The sequence below is a fragment of the Fimbriimonadaceae bacterium genome (genome assembly GCA_023957775.1).
In the GTDB taxonomy this organism is placed as follows: domain Bacteria; phylum Armatimonadota; class Fimbriimonadia; order Fimbriimonadales; family Fimbriimonadaceae; genus JAMLGR01.
Map to the genome: position 1 here is coordinate 88,440 of JAMLGR010000016.1, position 21,095 is coordinate 109,534.

16 protein-coding genes are annotated in these 21,095 nt (G+C 66.1%); 9 read left to right on the forward strand and 7 right to left on the reverse strand.

The genetic code is table 11. From position 1 onward, the window contains the following. Nucleotides 1–23 precede the first annotated feature (23 nt). Genes M9921_13335 through M9921_13345 form a run of 3 tightly spaced genes read right to left on the reverse strand, consistent with a single transcriptional unit; the run spans nucleotide 24 to nucleotide 3,794 of the window. Complete coding sequence (locus M9921_13335; protein MCO5297829.1) at nucleotides 24–749, reverse strand: ABC transporter ATP-binding protein; 726 nt, start codon at nucleotides 747–749, stop codon at nucleotides 24–26. After that, nucleotides 742–2,004 carry an ABC transporter permease gene (locus M9921_13340; protein MCO5297830.1) on the reverse strand — a complete coding sequence of 421 codons (1,263 nt, stop codon included), beginning with the start codon at nucleotides 2,002–2,004 and terminating at the stop codon, nucleotides 742–744. The genes M9921_13335 and M9921_13340 overlap by 8 nt, the downstream gene beginning before the upstream one ends. A 2-nt stretch (nucleotides 2,005–2,006) precedes the next feature. Continuing rightward, nucleotides 2,007–3,794 (reverse strand): efflux RND transporter periplasmic adaptor subunit, encoded by a 1,788-nt coding sequence (locus tag M9921_13345; protein ID MCO5297831.1) that lies wholly within the window; start codon nucleotides 3,792–3,794, stop codon nucleotides 2,007–2,009. Between the two features lie 338 nt (nucleotides 3,795–4,132). Between M9921_13345 and M9921_13350 the strand changes: the two genes are divergently transcribed. Together M9921_13350 and M9921_13355 are read left to right on the forward strand one after the other, a co-directional pair. Further along, a complete protein-coding gene (locus M9921_13350) occupies nucleotides 4,133–5,017 on the forward strand; it encodes a DUF1559 domain-containing protein (protein MCO5297832.1) in 885 nt (294 codons plus the stop codon). 71 nt (nucleotides 5,018–5,088) lie between these two features. Then, nucleotides 5,089–6,189: a metallophosphoesterase gene (locus M9921_13355; protein MCO5297833.1), complete on the forward strand. Its 1,101-nt coding sequence runs from the start codon at nucleotides 5,089–5,091 to the stop codon at nucleotides 6,187–6,189. Here M9921_13355 and M9921_13360 read toward each other — a convergent pair. After that, nucleotides 6,186–7,571 (reverse strand): nitronate monooxygenase, encoded by a 1,386-nt coding sequence (locus tag M9921_13360; GenBank protein MCO5297834.1) that lies wholly within the window; start codon nucleotides 7,569–7,571, stop codon nucleotides 6,186–6,188. The two genes, M9921_13355 and M9921_13360, sit on opposite strands and share 4 nt — an antisense overlap. A gap of 248 nt (nucleotides 7,572–7,819) precedes the next feature. Here M9921_13360 and M9921_13365 point away from each other — a divergent pair, with 248 nt between their 5' ends. The 5 genes from M9921_13365 (at nucleotide 7,820) to M9921_13385 (ending at nucleotide 15,827) form a co-directional block, all read left to right on the forward strand. Further along, nucleotides 7,820–8,233 carry a hypothetical protein gene (locus tag M9921_13365; protein ID MCO5297835.1) on the forward strand — a complete coding sequence of 138 codons (414 nt, stop codon included), beginning with the start codon at nucleotides 7,820–7,822 and terminating at the stop codon, nucleotides 8,231–8,233. Nucleotides 8,234–8,357: 124 nt separating this feature from the next. Next, complete coding sequence (locus M9921_13370) at nucleotides 8,358–8,855, forward strand: hypothetical protein (protein ID MCO5297836.1); 498 nt, start codon at nucleotides 8,358–8,360, stop codon at nucleotides 8,853–8,855. Beyond that, nucleotides 8,852–10,159: a TolC family protein gene (locus tag M9921_13375; protein MCO5297837.1), complete on the forward strand. Its 1,308-nt coding sequence runs from the start codon at nucleotides 8,852–8,854 to the stop codon at nucleotides 10,157–10,159. Before M9921_13370 ends, M9921_13375 begins: the two co-directional genes overlap by 4 nt. After that, nucleotides 10,156–12,519: an efflux RND transporter periplasmic adaptor subunit gene (locus M9921_13380; protein ID MCO5297838.1), complete on the forward strand. Its 2,364-nt coding sequence runs from the start codon at nucleotides 10,156–10,158 to the stop codon at nucleotides 12,517–12,519. Before M9921_13375 ends, M9921_13380 begins: the two co-directional genes overlap by 4 nt. After that, nucleotides 12,516–15,827: an efflux RND transporter permease subunit gene (locus M9921_13385; protein ID MCO5297839.1), complete on the forward strand. Its 3,312-nt coding sequence runs from the start codon at nucleotides 12,516–12,518 to the stop codon at nucleotides 15,825–15,827. The genes M9921_13380 and M9921_13385 overlap by 4 nt, the downstream gene beginning before the upstream one ends. Before the next feature lie 20 nt (nucleotides 15,828–15,847). On the opposite strand, the gene M9921_13390 is transcribed toward M9921_13385, so the two are convergent. Together M9921_13390 and M9921_13395 are read right to left on the reverse strand one after the other, a co-directional pair. Beyond that, nucleotides 15,848–18,145, reverse strand: a complete 2,298-nt coding sequence (locus tag M9921_13390) for a heavy metal translocating P-type ATPase (protein ID MCO5297840.1) — start codon at nucleotides 18,143–18,145, stop codon at nucleotides 15,848–15,850. A 1-nt stretch (nucleotide 18,146) separates the two neighbouring features. Beyond that, complete coding sequence (locus M9921_13395) at nucleotides 18,147–18,353, reverse strand: cation transporter (protein ID MCO5297841.1); 207 nt, start codon at nucleotides 18,351–18,353, stop codon at nucleotides 18,147–18,149. Nucleotides 18,354–18,468: 115 nt separating this feature from the next. On the opposite strand from M9921_13395, the gene M9921_13400 reads away from it, so the two are divergent. Next, the gene (locus M9921_13400; GenBank protein ID MCO5297842.1) at nucleotides 18,469–19,929 is read left to right on the forward strand and encodes a DUF1800 domain-containing protein; all 1,461 of its coding nucleotides are present in this window, start codon (nucleotides 18,469–18,471) and stop codon (nucleotides 19,927–19,929) included. A gap of 6 nt (nucleotides 19,930–19,935) precedes the next feature. Here the strand turns inward: M9921_13400 and M9921_13405 are convergent, their stop codons facing one another. Then, complete coding sequence (locus M9921_13405) at nucleotides 19,936–20,550, reverse strand: helix-hairpin-helix domain-containing protein (GenBank protein ID MCO5297843.1); 615 nt, start codon at nucleotides 20,548–20,550, stop codon at nucleotides 19,936–19,938. Between the two features lie 76 nt (nucleotides 20,551–20,626). On the opposite strand from M9921_13405, the gene M9921_13410 reads away from it, so the two are divergent. Then, nucleotides 20,627–21,095, forward strand: a 469-nt coding sequence (locus tag M9921_13410) for a hypothetical protein (GenBank protein MCO5297844.1), incomplete at its 3' end; no start/stop codon positions are given.

A 21,095-nucleotide genomic window follows, 5' to 3' on the forward strand; every position in this document is an offset into this window, starting at 1 on the left:
CTACTCTAACACCTGGGGCTGCGCTAGGCCAGCGGCGTCCGCTCCAGGACGGGCTCGTCCTCGACGAGATGGCCGTCGCGGAAGTGGACGATCCGCTTGGCGTGCTCCGCGATGTCGAGCTCGTGCGTGACCATGATGATCGTCTTGCCCTCTTCGTTCAGGCGTCGAAAGATCGCCATGATCTCCTTGCCCGTCGCCGAGTCGAGCTGCCCCGTGGGTTCGTCGGCGAGGATCAAGGGTGGGTCGTTGATCAGCGCCCGGGCGATCGCGACGCGCTGCTGCTCGCCGCCGGAAAGCTCGTTGGGCTTGTGCCACGCCCGGCGGCTGAGCCCGACCATCTCGAGGCTGCGCATGGCGGCCTCGCGTTTATTCAGTCGCGAGCCGAACGCGTAGTACACCGGCAACTCCACGTTGTCCAGCGCCGAGGTTCGCCCGAGCAGGTTGAACGTCTGGAACACGAAGCCGATCTTGCGGTTGCGCAGGTGCGACAGCTCGTCGTCGTCGAGAAGCGCGACCTCGATGCCGTCCAGTTCGTACGAGCCTCCGCTCAGCTCGTCGAGGCAGCCCACGACGTTGAGAAACGTGGACTTGCCCGAACCCGAGGGCCCCATGATGGCCACGAACTCCCCCGCCTCGATCGTGAGCGACACGTCCTTGAGGGCGTGGACCTCCAGGTCTCCCGATCCGTAGGTGCGGGAGAGGTTCCTGGTGCGGATGATCGGGGCTCCGGGCACTCCGGCGCTACTCATAGCGAAGCGCCTCCACCGGCCGCATCCGCGAGGCTTTGAGCGCCGGATAGAAGCCGAAGAACACCCCCACGACCGCGGAGAATCCGAAGGCGACGAAGATCGCCGTGGCGTTGACGGTGACCTCCCACTCGTTCATCGAACCGATCAAGGAAGAGCCCCCGACGCCGACGGCCGTCCCCAACAGCCCACCTGCGAGCGCCAGGAACAGCGCCTCCAGGATGAACTGGTAGAGCACGTCCCGCTTGCGCGCGCCGATCGCCTTGCGGATGCCGATCTCGCGCGTGCGCTCGGTGACCGAGACCAGCATGATGTTCATGATCCCGATCCCGCCCACGAACAGCGACACGACGGCCAGCGCGGTGATGAGGGCGGCGAAGGTGTCCTGCTGCGCCGTCTGCATCTCGGCGAGGTCGGCCTGGTTGAACACACGGTAGTCCGCTTGGCCGCCGTGGCGGCTCTTCAAGATCCCCTCGACCTGCTGCTGCGCGGTGTTCATCTCCGCGAACGAGCGCGCCTGGATCGTGATGGTGTCCAGCGATTTGACGCCCATCAGCCTCTCCATGCCAGTCGTGTACGGAATGTAGACCCCGTCGTCGGGGTTCCGGAAGCCCATGCCGCCCTTGGCCGTCAACACCCCGACGACGGTGAACGTCTGGCCCGCGATGCGGATCGTCTTGTGCAGCGCGGACTCCTGGTCGAACAGTTCTTTGTAGGTGTCGGCGCCCAACACGACCACGCGCTTCTTGCCCGACACTTCGGCCGAACTGAAGAATCGCCCCTTGTCGATGGGGTGGTTGCTGATCGCGGGATAGCTGACGTCGACTCCGTTGATGGGGACGCGGGAGTTCTTGTTCTGGTACTTGACCTGCATCGAATTGCGGACTTGCGCCGAGACCGTGGCCACCGCCGGCGCCGACTTGAGGGCCTCCGCGTCTTCCGGCGTGAGCGTTTGGCTCGAACCCATGCCAAAGCCGACCCCGCCTCGGTTGCGCGACCCGGGTCGGATCGTGAGCACGTTGGTGCCGAGCTGTTCGACCCGCTGCATCACGGACTGGCGGGACCCCTCGCCGATGCCGATCGCCACGATCACCGCCCCCACGCCGATGATCACGCCGAGCATCGTCAGCAGCGAGCGGATTCGGTTCGCCGAAAGTCCGCGCATCGCCATGACGAGCGCCACGCGCAGGGGTTCGACCGGAGAGAACCGCTGCGACGGGTGAAACGCCGCCGCGGAGCGTTCGACCAGGGCGTCCATCGCTACCTCCTGCCTCCAAAGCCGCCGCCGAATCCGCGCATGCCCGAGTTCTCCTCCGAAAGGTCCACGGGATCGAAAGCGAGCTTCTCGCCCTCCTTCAGCCCCGACGTCACCTCGACGAACGTGTCGCCTTCGATTCCGGTCTTGATCCGTCGCTTCTCGCTGCGGAGCAGTTGCACCATCTCGGGGTTCTCCGAAGGTTTGGAGTCGAGGATCACGAGCACGAAGGACCCTTGGTCGTCGCGCTGGATGGCGCCGGGTGGGATGCGGATCGCGTCCTCAGCTTGTTCCACGACGAAGGTGCACGTGGCGTTCATGCTCGGCTTGAGTTTGCGGAAGTCATCTCCCGTGTTCTCGACCTCGACCCGGACGGCGACCGTCGTGATGTTCTGGTCGAGTTGGGCCCGCGGTTCGATCCGGATCACCTTGCCTTTGTAGGGGGCTCCAGGGTAGGCGTCCACGTCGATCTCGGCCTCCTGGCCCACGCGGATGCGACCAATGTCGGTCTCGTCCACCAGCACGTTGACGTACATGCGCGACACGTCGCCCAGCTGCAGGATCGAGGTGCCGGGGGAGCTGAGCGATTGGCCCGAGGTGATGATGGTGCCCTGCTCGACGTATTTCTGCAGCACGACGCCCTCGGAGGGGGCGCGCAGGGTCGTAGAGTCCAGCGTCTTCTGCGCGTTGGCGAGGCTTGCCTCGGCACGGAACACGGCGGCGTCCGAGGCGGTGATGTCGAGCTTGCGGATGGTGTTGTTGCGCAGGCCGGCCTCCGCGCTCTTGAGAGCGACTTCGGCCTGGCGCACCGATTGTTGGGCGGAAAGCAGATCGGATTGGGCAATCTCGAGATCGTTCTTGCGCGCTTGGATCTGCACTCGCTGCGCCTTGGCCGACTCGAGCTGCGCCTTGGCCTGAGCGACCTGCGCGTCCGAGACGTTCCGGGCTGAGCGCTGCGTGTCCGGCAGGGTGTTCGACGCCGTGCGGGCCACGGCGAGCTGAGCGTCGGCGCTTGCCAACGCCTCCTTGGCTTGTTCGACGACGCGCGGCGCGACGTAGCCCGACGCGGCGAGCTCCTTCTGCCTTTCGAACTCCGCCTGGGCCGCGGACTGGGACTCGATGGCGCGCTTGAGCGCCGCGGCGGTCTCCGCGCGTTGGTTCGCCTGCTGCAGATCGAGCTGCTGGCGCGCTTCGAGGGCGGCGCGATACGACTGCTCGGCCGCCTGGATGGCGGACTCCGTTTGGATGGGTTGGGCCTTGGCGGCGTCTTGCGCGGACCGAAGTCGGGCCTTGGCGGACTCCAAACTTGCGCGCGCGCTGTTGAGCCGCGCCTGGGCGTCCGTCTTGGCGGTCGACGTTTGCACGGCGGTAAGCCCCTGGGTTTCGCTGCTTTGGTCGCGGCGCGCTCGTGCCGAGCGCAGTTCGGCCTCGGCCTGGTCGACCGCGAGCTGAGAGTCCGACGGATCGATGCGCGCCAAGATCTGCCCCTCCTTCACCACGTCGCCCACTTCGACGGCCATCTCGTCCACGCGGCCACCCGCCTTGGATTTGATGTCCACCAGGGTCCACGGCTGCAAAGTTCCCGTGGCGACGACGGTCGACGCCACCTCGCCTCGTCCGACTTCGGCGACGCGATAGACCTTGAGATCGGGCGTCTCCACCTTCCGGAAGAAGAAGAACCAGATCGCGAGGGCAACGATCGCCAGGACGGCGACCCCGAGGGGCCACCGGTTCGGAGCGGGGCGGACAGGTGGATCGAAGGCGTTGGGGGTTGGGTTGGAGTCGGCTGGCATGGAATCCTCGTGGAGTCCGGCGATTGCCCCGCGGGGGCGGCCGCGCAATCGCGGTGCCGGTCTCGATCAGGGGGCGCCCCAACGAGGGCGTCCTCCCTTGAGAATGGCTACGTTGAAACACGGATTGCAAGTTGCCGCGCGGGCAACCACCACCTGCTGTCACCCCTGTGCCATGCCGATGGGGCCCGAAAGGAACATCGCTGAGGGTGTGGCGACCATAGCAACCTTTAACAAAGGGCAGGGCTTCGACGCTTCCTGAGCAAGCTCAAGATTAAGAAATCATGTTAATAACTTCTGCTTAACCTGGGCCTCCCAAATTCCTTCGGGAGTACCCCCAAATGAAAAAGGCATTTACGTTGATTGAACTGCTCGTCGTGATCGCGATCATTGCGATCCTGGCCGCCATCCTCTTCCCCGTCTTCGCACAAGCGAAGGAGGCGGCGAAGAAAGTGAGCTGCCTTTCCAACATGAAACAGGTCGCCATCGCCGTCTATCTCTATGCCGGCGACTACGACGACACCGCTCCACAAACGAGCTGGGAAACCTCGGCGACGCCGCAGCCGTTCAACCCAGGCGGGCGGTACCAGATCCACTGGACCTACCTGATGCAACCGTACATCAAGAACTACCAGATCTTCGCGTGCCCGAGCGACGGGACTCCCGTGAAGCCGAAGTATCCGGCGCCGAACGGGACGGCCGACCTGGGCATGCTCAATGCCGCGGGCCAGATGTACTGCGACTGGCAGGCGCCCGAGTACAGCTACATCCCGAACTACAACCTCATGCCTGCGCACGACTGGCTCCCGGTCAGCATGACGGTCCTGCCAGCGCCGGCGGACACCATCGCCGTCGCCGAGCGACGCGAGAAGACCGACTCCGGAGTGGTCATCGGCAAGCACAAGGGCTTGAGTGGATTCAACCCTTCGCAGCCGTGCCCTGGCTCCACGCAGATCGCTCCGCAGTACGCGATCATCACGTCGATGAACTTCGCGTTTTGGACCCCCGAGTTCATCGCGCAGCACAACGCGCTCGACAGCAACGACAAGGCCGACGTGGTGCGGGTCAAGTGGGACCGCCACAAGGAAGGAGCGAACTACGCCTATGCAGACGGTCACGCGCGCTGGCAGCGGCTCGCCCAGACCCTGAATCCCGACAAGTACCAGTACGGGGACCACTTCTATCCCGCGTACGCGCCGTACAACGGCGGCCCGTGCTCGAACTGAACTCCCCGTGGACACGGCCCTTGTGAGGAGGGCCGTGTCCGCCCTGCCCCGGACCGCCGACACGTGACTCCATGATCAAACCCCGACTCTTAACGCGACGCGGTCTGCCTGCGCTGGCGGCGACTGTCTTGGCAACCGTCTGCAGAGCCCAAGGCGTGTTTCCGCCGATCAACCACATACCCCTGGGGCCCTCGAAGACGGAGTTCACATTCGTCGCCCTTGGAGACAACCGGCCGGCTGGAGCGGGGCTTCCTCCGACGCGTGTGTTCCAGGAGATTCTCCGCGAGGTGGCCTGGATCCATCCCGACTTCGTGCTCTCGACCGGCGATCTCCTCTATGGCAACGAGGAGTCGATGGAGCAGTACCGTGCCGAGTGTGCGGCGATCAAACCGCTGATCGGTGCGATCGGCGTGCCGTTCTTCAACGCGCCGGGCAACCACGAGATCGCGGGCAAACCCGAGTTCGAAATGGAGTACATCAAGCAGTTCGGCCCCCTCTACGGCTCGTTCGAGTTCGGGGGGTGCCGCTTCATTGCCCTCTCGACCGATAGTGCCGCCTTCCCAGCGAAACTTGGACCCGATCAGTACGCGTGGTTGAACGGACAGCTCGCCGACAAGAGGCCGTCGTTCGTTTTCGGGCACCACCCCATCATCGCCCGCGAAGGCAACGACGAGCCCGGCAAGACCGTGGAACAAGGTCCCGAACTCGTGACCAAGTTCTCCGAATCGAACGTGAAGGCGGTATTCGAAGGGCACGACCACGTCTTCAACCACCAAACCCGCGGGGGTGTCGAGTATTTCATCGCAGGCGGGGCGGGGGCGCCGCTGGACGCGCCTCCGGAGCAAGGCGGTTTCTTCCACTTCGTTCTGGTGCACGTGAAGGACGGCGTGATGGACGCGACCGTAGTCCCGCTCAACGCGATCGATGTGACGGAGGATGGCGACCACGCGATCGTTTCAAGCTACTGCGACTCCGATCTCGAACTAGGCAACCTCACCGTGACCGTCGCCACCTTGCCCAAGACCATTACGGCTCAGGCGGACAAGAAGGGCAAGATGGCCGAGGTGCCGGTGCGGCTCGTGTCCTCGGAGAAGTTGGCCTCGGGCTATCGGCTGCACTTGGCCTTTACGTTGACGAAGCACCGTCAGACGATCCTTCGGTTCGGCCGCTAGCCGCCCAGCAGCGAGTCCAAAACGTCGTCGGCGGTGTAGGAGGTTTGCCCCGGCCGCAGGAAGCGCCCGAGGTTCGCCACGTCGTCGCCTGCGGTCACGATCGGGGGCTCGACCGACCCGTCCTTGCGCCGTTGCGCGAACCCCGCCGTGGCGAGGAGCCCGTTGCAAAGGCAAAGCCGTCCGGCGACGGCCTCCGGGTCGCCGCCTTTCTCCACGAACTCCTCCCCGGGTTCGGCCGAACACCGGAAGCCGACCGTTCCGTCGGGCTTGCGATAGGCCTGTCGGAGGAATCCGAGGTCGCAGATGCGTTCGCGCTGCTCGTAGACGCGCTTGTCCGACAGCGTCCCGGGCAGCTCCACGAGCTTGAAGGGGAAACCGGTGGACGAGGCGCGCGCGTCGGTGCGCACGTGCAGGGTTCCGTCCAAGGCGCCCTGGACCACCTGCGCCTTGATCTCGGCGTCGATCCCCGACTCCTCGCAGAACGCGAAGGCCGTTCCCACCTGGATCCCTTGGGCTCCCGCCTCTTCCGCCTCGCGAAGCCCCTCGGCGGAGCCGTAGGAGCCCGCCATCCAGAAGGGGAGACCGAGCTCGCGAATCGCCTCGAGATCGGGCACGTCCCGGGGACCGTAGACGGGCTCGCCCTTCTCGCTCAGCTCGCCCTTTCCCCGGGGCGGGGCGTTGTGGCCCCCCGCGGTCGGGCCTTCGACGACGAACCCGTCCACGCGGCCCGTGCTGCGTTTCACCAGGGTTTGCGCAAGGGTGCTGGACGCGATGATCGCGAAGAACTTGGGTCGTTGGAGGGGATTCGAGTCGGGACAGTACTCGCGCGGGTCGAACTTGGAGGTGAAGACCTCTTCGGGCAGGGCGTCTACGACGTCGATTCTCAGCTCGGTGGGCTCCAGCGCGGCCATCTTGTCGAGCGCGCCGGGAATGGCGCGGGGAATGCCCGCGCCCATCAAGACGACATCCACGCCCGCGAGCATCGCCCCAAACAACGCCGGAAGCGTGGGGAGTTGGATCTTTTCGAGCAGGTTGATGCCCACCAATCCACTGTGGCCGTGCTTGGCGAGAAACACCTCGACGAAGCTCGCGACCACCGTGAGGTCCGTGAGCGCGCGACTCGGGTGCAGGGAGGGCACCGGTTTGGATTTGAAGAGGGCGCCGGGACGCTTGCCGCCCTCGACGAAGTAGCGCGACCAGACGCGCTCGGCAATCTCCGGAATGGGAAACGCGTCGAGCCCCAATCGCATGAACCCGCCCACGTCGCCAAGTTGAAGGCGCCTGGCAAAGACCGCGTCCAGCCCGGTTCCGGAAACGACCCCAAGCTGACCGCGCTTCGACACGGCGCGTGCGAGCGGCCACCCGGAGACCGCTACTCCCATTCCCCCCTGAATAATGCGCGGATGATTCAATGTTCGTTCGCCGTTGCGAGCCGCGCGAAGCGCCGGACATGACGCCAGTGTTCGAAGCCCGTCAGACCCATTCTCCGTTCTCTCGGCCCGGTTGGGCTATGACTGCGATCATAGCTGACCTCTTGCGCGATCGGGTTACGCTAGGTCGTCCCATGAAACGATGGACTGTTGGAACTAAGGGAACGAAGGACACTCGCCGAGTGTTACAATGGGACCACGTGCGGATTCTCCGTCACCTCTCGATCGTCGGCCGGCTCCTCTTGGCGCTCATCGTCGCCACGGGCACTTCGTTGCCCGTTCTGGGGGCGATGTTGTGCTCCACGTCAGTTTGCGGCGAAGCGTGTCCGATGCACGCAAGGCCCAAGACCTCTTGCTGCGGTGAGAAGGCTCCGTCCGCGACCGACGCCAAATGCCGCTGCACGATTCGCGCTGCGCACGACACCGTGCAGGTGCACTATGTGGCGCCGTCGAGCTTCGACGCCCATCCGATTCTCGCACTTCCTTCGGAAGTCCCCGCGCTTCCCACCATCGCCGCTCTCGCCGAGGCCGCGCCGGAGATCGTCCCGCGGGAACAGTCGCCCCCCAGCGTCGGGCGATCCCCCGATCTTGGTCGCGCTCCCCCCGCCGCGTAACGCTCGGCAGGCCCTTGGTCTGCCGGGTCGTCGTCGCGCCGGGGCGCTTTGCTTCGAGGTTCTCACCTGATCCAAGTGCTCCTGGCCCTCTCGCCAGTCATTTACCGCACTTGGAGATGGACATTTGAACAGCAAACCCTCGGGACGCCGCGCGTTCTTCGGACCGGGCACGATCGCGATGATCGTCGGTCTCGTCGCGTTCGGCGCCTACCGCGCTTTCACGCAACCCACGCCTTCGCAGCCCCGATACTTCGAGGCCGACGCCCAAGGCCGGCTTCAGCCCGTGGAGCGCCCCACGATCCCCTCGACCTCCGCCCAACTCTCCGTGCCCGAACCCGCGGGCCTTCTGGCACTCGCCGATCTCAGCCCTGAGCAGCGGACGCGCATTGAGGCGATCGTCGCGGCTTGGGCCAAGGAGAAGCGCGACCTGGAGTCGCGCATGCGCAAGGAGACCGCCTTCCTGAACGAGGCGGCGGGGACCCACCGCTCGCTCGCTTCGCTTCAGGGAGAACTCGGGCACTACTCCGAGCTCTCGCGGGAGTACGGAGGGCGACGCGAGCAGGCCTGGCAGGAAGCCTTCGCCGTGCTGACGCCGGCGCAACGCATGGAGGTGAAACGATGAAGCACCTCATCGTCTTCGCGACTCTCGCGACGTGCGCGCAGGGGTGGGCGCAACCGCTCTCCCTTGCCGACGCGCTCGCGTATGGCCAGAAGCACAACCCGGTCCTCCGTGCGAGCGAAGCGGCCGTTGCCGCAGCCCGGGCCGACGCCAACGCTGCCAAGGGGCGCCTGTTGCCCCAGCTTTCGGCCTCGGCCTGGGCTTCGCAGGGCGACATGCCCAACATGCTCCGGTCGGCGATGGGCGTCGATCCTGCGTCGATGGTGCGCGCGCCCCAAGGCGAGTTCTTCGATGCGAACCTGATGTTGATGGCGCCGCTCCACACGGGCGGCTGGCTGTCCGGAAAGGCGGCCGCAGCCTCCGCGCGCGAACGGGCGGCTCGGGCGGAGACCGCCGATGCCCGCGCAGAAGTCTCGCTTCGTATCCGAGAGGCCTACCTTCGCGCGTTGGTCGGCGCCGATCTGGTCGCCACGCAACAGGCGCGGGTGCGCGCGGCCGAGGCGATGGTCGCCAACGCGCGGGCCCAGATGGAGGCGGGACGCGGCATCGAGGCGACCGTGCAGCGGGCGGAGGCCGAGCTTGCGGAAGCCCGGCGCGGCGAAACCTCGGCGGAGAACGCGCGCCGCAAGGCGCTGCTCGACCTCTTGGAGACCATGGGTGCGCCGCTGGATCAGAGCCCCGAACTCGCGGATGCGCTCGAAGGCACCCGGCCCAGGCCCACCCTGGAGTACAGCCTGGCCCAGGCAGACGCCGCCCGCGGAGAGCTCCAAGCGGCGCGACGCCGCTTGGAGGCTGGGCGCGGCGATGCCGAATCGGCCTCCGGCGCCCTCCATCCCCAAATCTACGGATTCGCCATGGGCGACGCGTTTTCGCCACGAGATGCCATGGGACGGCAGGCGGGGGTCACCTTTGGGGTGGTTGTCAGCGTGCCGATCTTCGACGGAGGCACACGGAGCGCGGAAGCCGCGGGCGCGCGATCGATCGTCGCACAGGCCCAGGCGGAGGTGGACCGGGTGAGGCTTCAGGTGGAGAAAGAGGTGCGCCAGGCATGGCTCGATCTTGAGACCGCCGATCGCAACCTCGAATCCGCCGAGGCCGAGCTGGCGGCGTCGCAGGCGGCTTACGACGTGATCGCCCTGCGCGTGCAAACGGGTAAGGGCATCCTCGTCGAGCAGCTCGACGCCCTGACCAGCCTGACTCGGGCGCGTTCCAACCGCGCGCTGGCGCTTTACGACCAGGGGCTTGCCCTGGCGCACCTCGACCGGGCGATAGGAATCGCCATTCCCAAGGAGTCGGAGAACCGATGAATCGCGTGATCTCACTTTCGAAAATCCTCCTGCTGTCCCTCTTGGCCAGTCTCGCAGTCCTCGCCTTGGCCTCGCTGGAGGGCGAGGCGGGCTCGTATCGGATCCACCTCTCCACCCAGCCCGCGGTCGTTCCCGTCGGGCCGGCCAAGCTCACGCTCGAGATCACCGATCCCGCCGGCAAGCCCCTCGACGACCTCGACGTGAGGGTGCTCGCTTCCATGCCGGGGATGTTCATGGGCGAGCGCGAGCAGCGGGCGGCCCCCGTTCCCGGCAGACCGGGGGGCTACTCCATGCAGGCGGCGTTCCCGATGGCGGGCGGCTACGAGGTCACCGTGCGCATTGCGGGCGACCAAGGCTCCGCAACCACCGTGATTCCGCTCCAGACCGGGCAGGACACCGCCTCGCAAGGCGGCTTCACCGTGCTTCCGTGGTTGCTGTGCTTGGCCGTCGTCGTGTTCGTGGTTGCGAGGATGCGTCGGGCGGGCGAACGGATGAACGTTCGCGCGGCGATGAACCGCGGGACGATCGGGGGCCTGACCCTCCTCCTCGTGTTGCTCTTCGGCGCGGTCTACGCGGTGAACAATCTGCGGCGGCAAGGTGCGATGACGCCTCTGGAGGCGCAGGTGATGGACATGAGCACCCCAGCCCCGCCGGGCATGACCGCCGTCCGTCTCGGCGATGTGACGCGCGGACCCCTCGCCGAGACGGTCACGTACACCGGCCAGGCGGTCGGCTACGTGGAGCAGGATGTCAACGCCCGGGTCGGCGGCGTCATCGTGTGGATGCCTTTTTACGTGGGCGACGCGGTGAAGAAGGACCAGGTGCTCGCACGGCTCGACACGTCGCAGCTCGATCCCCAACTCGCCGAGCGAGCCGCGATGGCCGACGTCGCCACGCAAGGGGTGGGAGTCGCCGCCAACACCTATGAGACGACGCTGCAGCAGGTCGCGGAAGCCCGTGCCGAACTTGGGGCAAGGGAGGGCAAGGTGGACGAGGCCGAAGCGATGCTGGAAGCGGCACGCGCCGACCGGGGCGCCGCGGAAGCGGGACTTGCCGTTGCCGAGTCGGAGGTTCCCTCGGCCGTGGCGGAGGTGGATTCCGCTACGGAGCGCGCTCGCTTCCGTGCGGAGGAGCTGCGAAGAGACCGCGAGCTGTTCGCCAAAGGCGCGATCAGCCCGTCCGAACTCCAGCAGTCCGAGTCTGAAAACGCCGACGCCCAAGCCAAGCTCCAACAAGCCCAGTCCATGGTGAGGCAGACCAAAGCCAAGGTCGCGGCCGCATGCTCGATGGTGACGAGGGCGGACTCGATGATCGTTGCCGCGCAGCGGCGCGTCGCCCAGACGAAGGCGGACGTGCGGGCCGCCCAGGCCTCGATCCGGGCGAGGGAGAGTGCGGCCGCGGCGGCCAAGCAGTCGATCGCGAAGGAGCGCGCGGGCGTGGCTCAGGCGCGCGCCAGCTACAACGGCGCCGCGGCCCAGCGCGGATACAGCGAGATCCGAGCGGAGGTCGACGGCGTGATCACCCAGCGCGTGATCAGCCCGGGCGTTTTGGTGGCGCCGGGCCAGAGCGTCCTGAAGGTGGCCCAGGTCTCCCCCATCCGCCTTCAGGCGAACGTGGCGATGGAGGATATCGACCGGATTTCCGTGGGCGATCCGGTCACCGTGCGCGATCCCGAGGGAAAGGGAGTCCCCATCCGGTCCCAGGTGCGTTCGGTTGCTCCAGCCCTCGATCCTCGGTCGCGCACCGGCGTGGTCGAGGTCGTTTGGCCGAACGCCGATGGGCGGTTCTCGCCCGGCCAGTTCGTCGAGATGCAGATCGAGGTGGGCCGGGTGGCCGAAGCGCTCACCGTTCCCGCCGAGGCCGTGCAGCACGGGGCTGGCGAGCCGGGTCTGCCCGAGTCGTTCGTGTGGGTCGCCAAGCCGGGTGACGACACGGGCCGGTTCACGGTCAAGCGCATCGAAGTGGAGCTTGGCCATTCGGACGGCAAACGCCGCGAGGTGACCGGTGTTCTGGAACCCGGCCAGATGGTGGTGACCCAAGGAGCGGCCTACTTGCGCGACGGTGGCGAGGTCATGACGCCTCTTCCCAAGATCGAGAGCCGGGGCCCGGTGGTCGAAGTGACCACGAGCGGCTACAAACCGTCGACGGTGACCGTCGAGTTGGGCAAGCCCGTCACGATCACCTTCATTCGGCGGACGGACCAGACGTGCGGCAACGAGATCCTCTTCCCCGACCTGGGGATCAACAAGCCGCTCCCGCTGAACGAACCCGTCGAGGTGACCTTCACGCCGACCAAGGGAGGCGATCTGAGGTTCACTTGCGCCATGGACATGCTGCGCGGGAAGGTGGTGGTCCGTTGAAACCGGCCCTCCAGTACGGCACGAAGCGGCCGAACCCGCTGCACCTGATCCACAAGTGGTCGATCGAGCACCCCTACGCGGTGATCGCCTTCTTCGTCGGGGTGCTCGCGCTCTCCTGGCTCGCCATTACCCAACTCATTCCCAAGCGCTTCGCGCCCTATGTGGAGAGTCCGATGATCGGGGTCGTGACGATGATGCCGGGGCTCTCCACCCAGGAGATGGAGCTGTACATCAGCAAGCCCATCGAGGAGCAGTTGGTGAACCTCAAGGGCGTCCGGTACATCCGGTCGACCTCGCAGGACGGGTTCTCGATCGTCACGCTCGAGTTTCCCTATGGAACGGACATGGAGCGTGCGCTGGTGGACGTGCAGTCCCTGATGAACGTCACCCAGTCCAACCTGCCCGCGACTGGCGCCAACCTCAAACCCTCCTTTGTCGTGCCGATCGATCCCCTGAACCTCCCCGTGGTGTCGTTGGCGCTGACGGGCGATCAGGACCAGGGCTGGAGCCCCGCTCGCGTGCGCGAGTACGCGGACAACGAGGTGGTGCGCCGCTTGAAGGAGGTGACCGACGTCTACTCGGTCGTTCCTTTTGGAGGCTACCGGCGCCAGCTCCAGGTGGTGGTGGACCGCGAGAAGCTGGCGGGATACGGTCTGTCGATCCTCGACGTGCGGGACGCGATCGATCGGTCGAACGTGACCCAGTCCTCGGGGATCCTCACGCAGGGCGACAAGGAGTCGATCGTCAGGGTCGATTCCCGGGCGTTGTCCGCCCAGGAACTGCTCGACTACCCCATCCACGAGGTGGGCGAGAAGGGCGCTTCCCCCCGGGTGGTCTCCATCCGCGACGTGGCCCGCGTGGACGACACGCACTGGGAAAAGCGCAGCGGCTACCGCTACTACTCGAACGTCGACGGAGCCGGCGGAGGCAGCGAGGAGGCGATCGAAATCTCGGTGATCCAGAACCCGGGCGCAAGCTCCGCCCGCGTGGTGCCGGCGGTGATGCGGGTCGTCGAGCGGATGGAGAACGAAAACCCGGGGTTGAAGTTCGACGTCGCGTACGACAACGCCCACTTCGTGGAAATCCTGTTCGACAACGTGTGGCACGAGCTGGGGCTGGCCGTCCTGCTCACGGGAATCGCGGTGATCTTCTTCCTTGGCGAATGGAGGGGAACGGTGATCGCGATGATCACGCTGCCCACCTCGCTGGCCCTCGCCATCCTGATGATGGTGCCGTTCGGCATGACGTTCAACAGCGGCACGCTTATCGGCCTCTTGCTGTCCATTGGGCGGTTGGTGGACGACAGCATCATCGACATCCACGCCGTGGAACGTCACCTGAGAATGGGGAAGGACCCCAAGACCGCGACCATCGACGGCATCGCCGAGGTGCGCGTGGCGGTGATCGCCTCGACCTTGATGATCGTTCTCGCGCTGATGCCGTTGCTGTTCTCGGGCGGGATCGTGGGGCTGATGTTCGTCGAGCTGGTGTGGCCCCTGATCTTCGGGCTCTTGGCATCGATGCTCGTCTCGTTCACCCTCACCGCGCTCCTTTGCGCGAATCTCCTCAGGCACGAGGAGGCTAGGGAGGAGGACCGCAAGCACTGGGCGCTTCGCTGGCTCTACAAGCTGCTCGACCCGTTCCAGCGGTGGCTCGACCGGCTGGAGGCGTGGTACGCCCGCGCGATCAAGTGGACCTTGAAGCACCGGTTCGTCAACTTCGCCCGCGTGGTGGCGGTCCTCATCATCGGCTTCTCGTTCTACTACTTCATCGGGAGCGAGATGATGCCGCTTGCCGACACCGGCCAAGCCGTCGGGTTCTTGGAGATGGAGCCGGGGACCTCGTACGAGGGGACCGAAGGCGCCGTCAAGCAGCTCGAAACCATCCTCGCCAAGTACCCAGAGTTGGAGAAGGCGAGCATCGAAATCGGCGCGGAGTCGATGTTCGAGACGTGGACCCCGTTCTACACCGGCTATCAAATGCCGCAGGTGAGCGGAGCCGCGTTGATGCTGACGTTCAGCGACAAGGACACGCGCAAGAGAACGATTTTCGACGTGATGGACGCGGTCCACAAGGAGGCCTACGCCACGATTCCGGGTCTGAGGCGGCTGCAGATCAAGGAGATGGGCTCCGACGTGATGGCGACGGCCGCGGCACCCATCCACGTGAACATCTACGGGCCCGACCTCCACGTGCTCGATCGTTTGGGGCGGGAGGTGGAGGCCGTGGCGTGGAAGATGCCGGAGCTGTTCCAGCCCTCGCGGACCTGGACGATGGGGTTGCCCGACTTCCAGGTGAACGTGGACCCTCAGAAGGCCCAGGAGGTGGGGTTGTCTCCGGATGCCATCGCCAAGCAGGCGTACTACTCCCTCAAGGGGGGGCTGACCGACGAGTTCTATCGTCTGCCCAACCTTCGCCAGAACACGATTCTCGTCCGGTACGAGCAGGGTGACCGCCAGTCGCAGGGCGACTTGGAGAACCTCCTCCTCTCGACTCCAGCGGGCGATTCCATCCCGCTGAAGTCGGTCGCATCGATCGAGCGGAGCCAGGCGCCGACGGCGATCGAGCACGACGGGTTGAGGCGCGTGCTTGGAGTCACGGGTTACTACCGGATCGGCAACCTGCCGAGCATGGACGTGGTGATGAACCTGGTGGCGTACGCCTACGGAGGCAATAGCGATCTCGGGATCGAGCCCGTGAACTTCCCGCCGGGCTACGGCATGGAGATGCGCGGCGACATGACCCAGATGATGGACAGCTTCCGCCGCCTAATGAACGGGCTGTTCCTCGCGCTCGCCTTGATGTACCTGGTGCTGGTGATCCAGTTCCGCGGGTTCCTGCAGCCCTTGCAGATGATCGCGTCGCTTCCCTTGGAACTGGCGGGCGTGTTCATTGCCTTGTGGCTGGCGTCGCAGGCGTTCTCCACGGTGTCGATCCTCGGCATCATCGTGCTGACGGGCATGGACATCACCACCGCGGTGCTCATCATCGACCTGATCATGAAGTACCGCGACCGCGGGGTCCCGAGGGACGAGGCGATCGTCCGAGCCTGTCCAGACCGGTTGCGGCCTATCCTCATGACCGTGGGCATCACGCTCATCGTCATGTTGCCGATCGCGTTCGCGCCGAAGACCGGGTTGGACGCGTACCAGCCGCTGGCTATGGCCGTGGTGGGCGGGCTCTTGATGGGCACGATCCTCAGCCTCTTCGACATCCCGATCATGCACACCTATGTGGACGACTTCACGCGGTGGATCAACAGGGTGTTCCTCGGCAGGGATTGGGAGTGGCCCAAGAGGGAGGAGTGATCCTGGTTTGTGGTTTGTGGTTAGTTGAAGGCCTTCAGGCGGAGGGAGTTCAACACCACCGACACGCTTGAGAAGGCCATGGCGGCTGCGGCGAACATCGGGCTGAGGCGCCCGGACATCGCCAGCGGGATCATCACGACGTTGTAGCCGAACGCCCAGACGAGGTTCCATTTGATGGTGGCAAGTGTCGCGCGGGCGAGGCGGATGGCGGTTGGCACGCCTCTGAGGTCGCTGCGAAGCAGGGTAATCCCGGCGGTCTCCATCGCGACGTCCGTGCCGGAGCCGATCGCGAACCCGAGGTCGGCCTGGGCGAGGGCGGGGGCGTCGTTGATGCCGTCGCCGACCATGGCGACCGGTCCGTTTGCCTGGTGCTTGCGCACGATGTCTGCCTTGTCGCCGGGGAGGACCTGCGCCTCCACCTCGTCGATGCCGACTTGGGCCGCAATGGCCTCGGCGGTGCTGCGGTTGTCTCCCGTCACCATAATGGGCTCGAGCCCGAGCGCGCGCAGCTGGTCGACGGCCTGGACGCTGTGCTCAGACACGACGTCCGCGACCGCCAGGATCGCGGCCAACGTGCCGTCGACAGCCATGAGCATGGCGGTTTTGGCGTCGTTCTCAAGCGTGGCGAGTCGGCTCTGAGCTGCCTCGGGCACATCGACGCCGCGTTCTTCCATCAGGCGTGCGGTGCCGAGGAGGATCGACTTGCCGTCAACCGTGGCCTCGATGCCGCGTCCCTCCAAGGCTTGAAACGCCTCGGCTGCGCCAACGGGGACGTTCCGCTCGCGGGCGCCGCGGACGATCGCTTGGGCGACGGGGTGCTCCGAGCCGGACTCGGCCGAGGCGGCGAGGGCGAGGAGCGGGGAGGCGTTTGTCGTTTGTCGTTTGTCGCTTGTCGCGTGTCGACCGGATTCTATGCTCACCCCGGGGGACTGATATGCCGCTTGTTCGGGATTGGCGAGGGGGTCTTCTCCCCATTCTTCCAAGTCGCTGAGGGTGGGTTTGCCTTGGGTGAGGGTGCCGGTCTTGTCGAGAAGGACGGTCTTGATGGCGCTGGATCGCTCGAGCACCAAGGCGTCTTTGATCAAGATGCCGAGGCTCGCGCCCCGGCCCGTTCCCACCATGATCGCCGTCGGAGTGGCGAGGCCGAGGGCACAGGGGCAGGCGATCACGAGCACCGTCACCGCCGGCACGAGCGCTTGTCCGAACGAGGCGCCCAACGCCAGCCACCACGTCAGGAACGTGCCGATGGCGACGAGGATGACGATCGGCACGAACACTCCGGAAATCTGGTCGGCCAGCCGCTGCACCGGCGCCTTGCTCCCTTGGGCGCGCTCCACCATCTTCACGATCTGGGCAAGGGCCGTTTCGCTTCCGACGTGCGTGGCCTGGTACACGAGCGTGCCGCCCGTGTTGATGGTCGCGCCGGTGACCGTGTCCTGGGGCCCTTTGGGCACGGGTTCGGGTTCCCCGGTGAGCATCGACTCGTCGACATACGAGGACCCTTCGACCACTTTGCCGTCCACCGCGAACTTCTCGCCCGGGCGCACACGAAGTCGGTCTCCGACTTGGAGGGAGGCAACGGGCACCTCTTTCTCCACCCCGGCCTCGATGCGGGTCGCGGTGGAGGGCGCGAGGCCCATGAGGGTCTCGATCGCCGAGGACATCCGCGTCTTCGATCGAGACTCCAGATACCGGCCCGTCAGGATCAGCGTGACGATCGCGGCCGCGGTTTCGAAGTAGATGTGCTCGCTCTGGTGGTGCGCGTTTCCCGAGTACACGACCAGCGAGACCGTGCTGTACAGCCACGCCGCGCCCGCGCCCATCGCGATCAGCGTGTCCATCGTGGCCGATCCGTGGCGCAGCGCCTTCCACGTGGTGGTGAAGAACGACCGGCCGCACCCGAAGACCACGGGCGTCGAGAGCACGAACAGCAGCATGTTCGCCCACTCGGGCCGCGGGTGCCACGCCATCGATACCGCCACGATCGGGACCGTGAGGGCGAGGGCCGTCCACAGGTTGGCGAGCTGTTTCTTCAGGGGCCCGTACGCGTCGGGCGCGACGTGCGAGGCGTGCTCGTCGCCATGGTGCTCCGGGGCGTGCGGTTCATCGGCGACTCCGTACCCGGCGTTCTCGACCGCAGCCCGCAGCGCGCCGCGGTCGACGTCGTGGCTGTGCGCCACGCTCGCCTTTTCCGTCGCGTAGTTCACGGTCGCCTCTTCGACGCCGGGCACCTTCGAGAGAGCCCGTTCGACGCGACGCACGCACGACGCGCAGGTCATCCCCTCGATCTTCAGCTCGGTCGTTTCGGGCGAGGCCATATCACTCCCGGGTCGCTCCGTATCCCTCGTCGACGACCGCGGCGACGAGCGCGTCGGCGGAGGTGTCGCTTTCGTGATCGACGACCGCGCGGCCCGGTTCGAGGGTGACTTCGGCCTGATGAACTCCAGCGACGCCTTCGAGGGCGCCCTTCACCGCCGCGACGCAGTGGCCACACGACATGCCTTGAATCTTGAGTTGGGTTGTCATGGATGTTCCTACTCCTTCTGGGGACTCGGCGCGTAAGCCGCGCCACATTTTGGTCCAATCCTTTGGGAGCCGCGCTCTTGTTGGTTTATCCTAGAGGAGCCTTGCACGAACAGCCATGACCACCCGCGAGCAAGTCGCCCACCTGTTGCGACGTTACGGACTTGGCGCCTCGCGTTCCGAACTGGACGCTTGTGAGAAGCTCGGCGTCAAAGGCACTTTGGCGCGGTTGCTCGACTACGATTCGATCGACGAAGGGTTCCCGGTCAGCCCGTGGGAGTTCTGTTTCCAAACCAACGGCCAGGTGCAAACCGACCCTGCCCGCATTGCTCGGTGGTGGGCTTTGCGCCTGTTGATGACCAAGCGGCCGCTGCAGGAGAAGCTCACGCTCTTTTGGCACGACCACTTCGCGGTCAGTGGATCGAAGGTCGAGTCGGGCCCGATGCTGCTCGTCTACCTGGACGCTCTGCGCGCGCACGCAGGCGGGCGTTTCCGGACGCTGCTCGGCGCCGTGACCAAGGACCCGGCCATGTTGCGCTGGCTGGACAACGACTTGAGCGTCAAGGGAAGCCCGAACGAGAACTACGCGCGCGAACTGATGGAGCTTTTCACGATCGGGATCGGGAACTACACGGAGAAGGACGTTCAGGAGTCGGCGCGCGCCCTCACTGGCTGGAGCCTCCGTTCCGCCATCCAGGGCGGCAATCAAGCGACGGCCAAGGCGCGGCTGATGGCGGCCGTCGAGAAGGGCGTGCCCCTGATCGCTTCGTCGTACAGCGAGGGATACCACGACGAGGGGGTCAAGACGATCCTGGGCAAGAGCGCGCCGTTCGATACCGAGACGCTGCTCGACCTGCTGGCCGACAAGCCGGAGACGGCGAAGGCGCTGGCGACCAAGCTGTGGGAGTTCTTCGCCTACCCCAACCCCGAGCCGTCGGTCGTCGAGCGGACGGCCAAGGTCTTCCGTTCATCGAAGGGCGACATCAAGGCCGTTCTGGCGTCGATCGCAAACTCGAAGGAGTTCTGGAGCGAGCGGTGCGTTCGGGGCCAGGTGAAGAGCCCGGTCGATTTCACGGTCGCGGTCATTCGGCAGCTCGAGTTGGGGGACCGTGTGCTTCAGGGTCGGGAGGCGAACGCGGATTGGACGACGCCGATTCCGCAGTACACGAACGGCGTCGCCGAGATCGTGCTGGGCACGATGCGCCGCCAGGGGATGACGTTGCTGTACCCGCCCGACGTCGCGGGTTGGAACTGGGGGACCGCGTGGGTGAGCCCGGCGATGATGGTCGAGCGCGAGCGTCTGGCCACCGCGCTGTTGGGCCCCGGACGGGGCCAGGGGACCGCGGCGATCCTCGTCGCGCGTGCGAAGGAGGCCGGCGCGACCAGCGCCGAGGGTGTCGTGGACGTCTTGATCGACCTGTTCGACGCGCCTTGCCGACCCGAGCAGCGCTCCGTGCTGGTCGAGGCCTTTGAAAAGGGCGGCGGAATGGCCGTGCTCGGGAATGTCCAGAAGGCATCGAACGCGTTGGCGCCCGTGGTCCGGCTGATGTTCAGTGCGCCCGAGTTCCACTTCTGCTGACGCCGCTCATGGCTTGAGGTAGGGCCGCATCTGCTCCAGCTTCTTGGGGCCGATGCCCTTGACGGCCATCAGCTCGTCCACCGACCGGAACCCTCCGTGGGAGGCCCGGTACTCCACGATGCGGGCCGCGGTGGCGGGTCCGATCCCGGGGACGGACTCCAACTCTTTGGCGCTGGCGAGGCTCAGGCTGACGCCGGCGCCGTTCGATTGGGCCGTGGGCAGGGTTTGCTCGACCTTCTCGTAGGCGGAAGAGGTCCCGCCCCCGTAACGGTCCGCAACCTTCGTGGATTGATCGTTCTTCGTCGGCACGACGAGTTGCGAACCGTCGACGAGCGGGGCGGCCAGGTTGAGCCGGGCCAGATCGGCCTGGTCCGTAGGCCCTCCCGCACGATCGATCGCCGCTTGGACGCGGGCGCCCGAAGGCAGTCTGACGACCCCGGGCTTGGCGACCGCCCCGGCCACATCGACGGCCACCGAACCTTGGGCCGGCGCGACCTGTTCGACCGCGATCGTGGCCGGGCGTTTGAGGTGGCGCGCACCGACGTACCCGGCGAAGAGCAAGAGCACGGTGGCAAGCGCCGCATAACCGAGGCGCTCCTTGGACGTCGCGTGTGCAAACATCGTATTGCATACTATACATGAATTCACAACCAAGATACTCTTCCGTAAGAAGTCGGGGTTCTTGTATGCTCACGCCATGCGCGTCACGGTCATCGACGTCGGTTCGAACTCCGTCCTCACCACGATCCTCGACGGTTGGGACGTGGTGTTCGAATCGTCGGCCGTCACGGGTTTGGGATCGGGCACCCGGGTCTCGGGCGTGCTGGCCGAGGACGCGATGGAGCGGACCCTTTCGGCTCTGCGCGACGGGTTCGCGGCTGCAAAGGAACACGGGGCGGAGCGCGTGGCGGCGCGCGCGACGATGGCCGCCCGCATCGCGTCGAACACGGACGCGTTCCTGGCACGGTGCGCGGCCCAGGGAACTCCGGTCGAAGTGCTGTCGGGCGAGGAGGAGGCGAGGCTGGGGCTGTTGTCGGTGGCGGAAGATCCCGCGTTCGGGTCGGAGCCCCGACTTTCCATCGTCGATGTTGGCGGGCACAGCACTGAACTGGCCACGGCGGACCGGGTCGCTGGGGCGTGGCAGGCGACGTTTGAACGCAGCTACC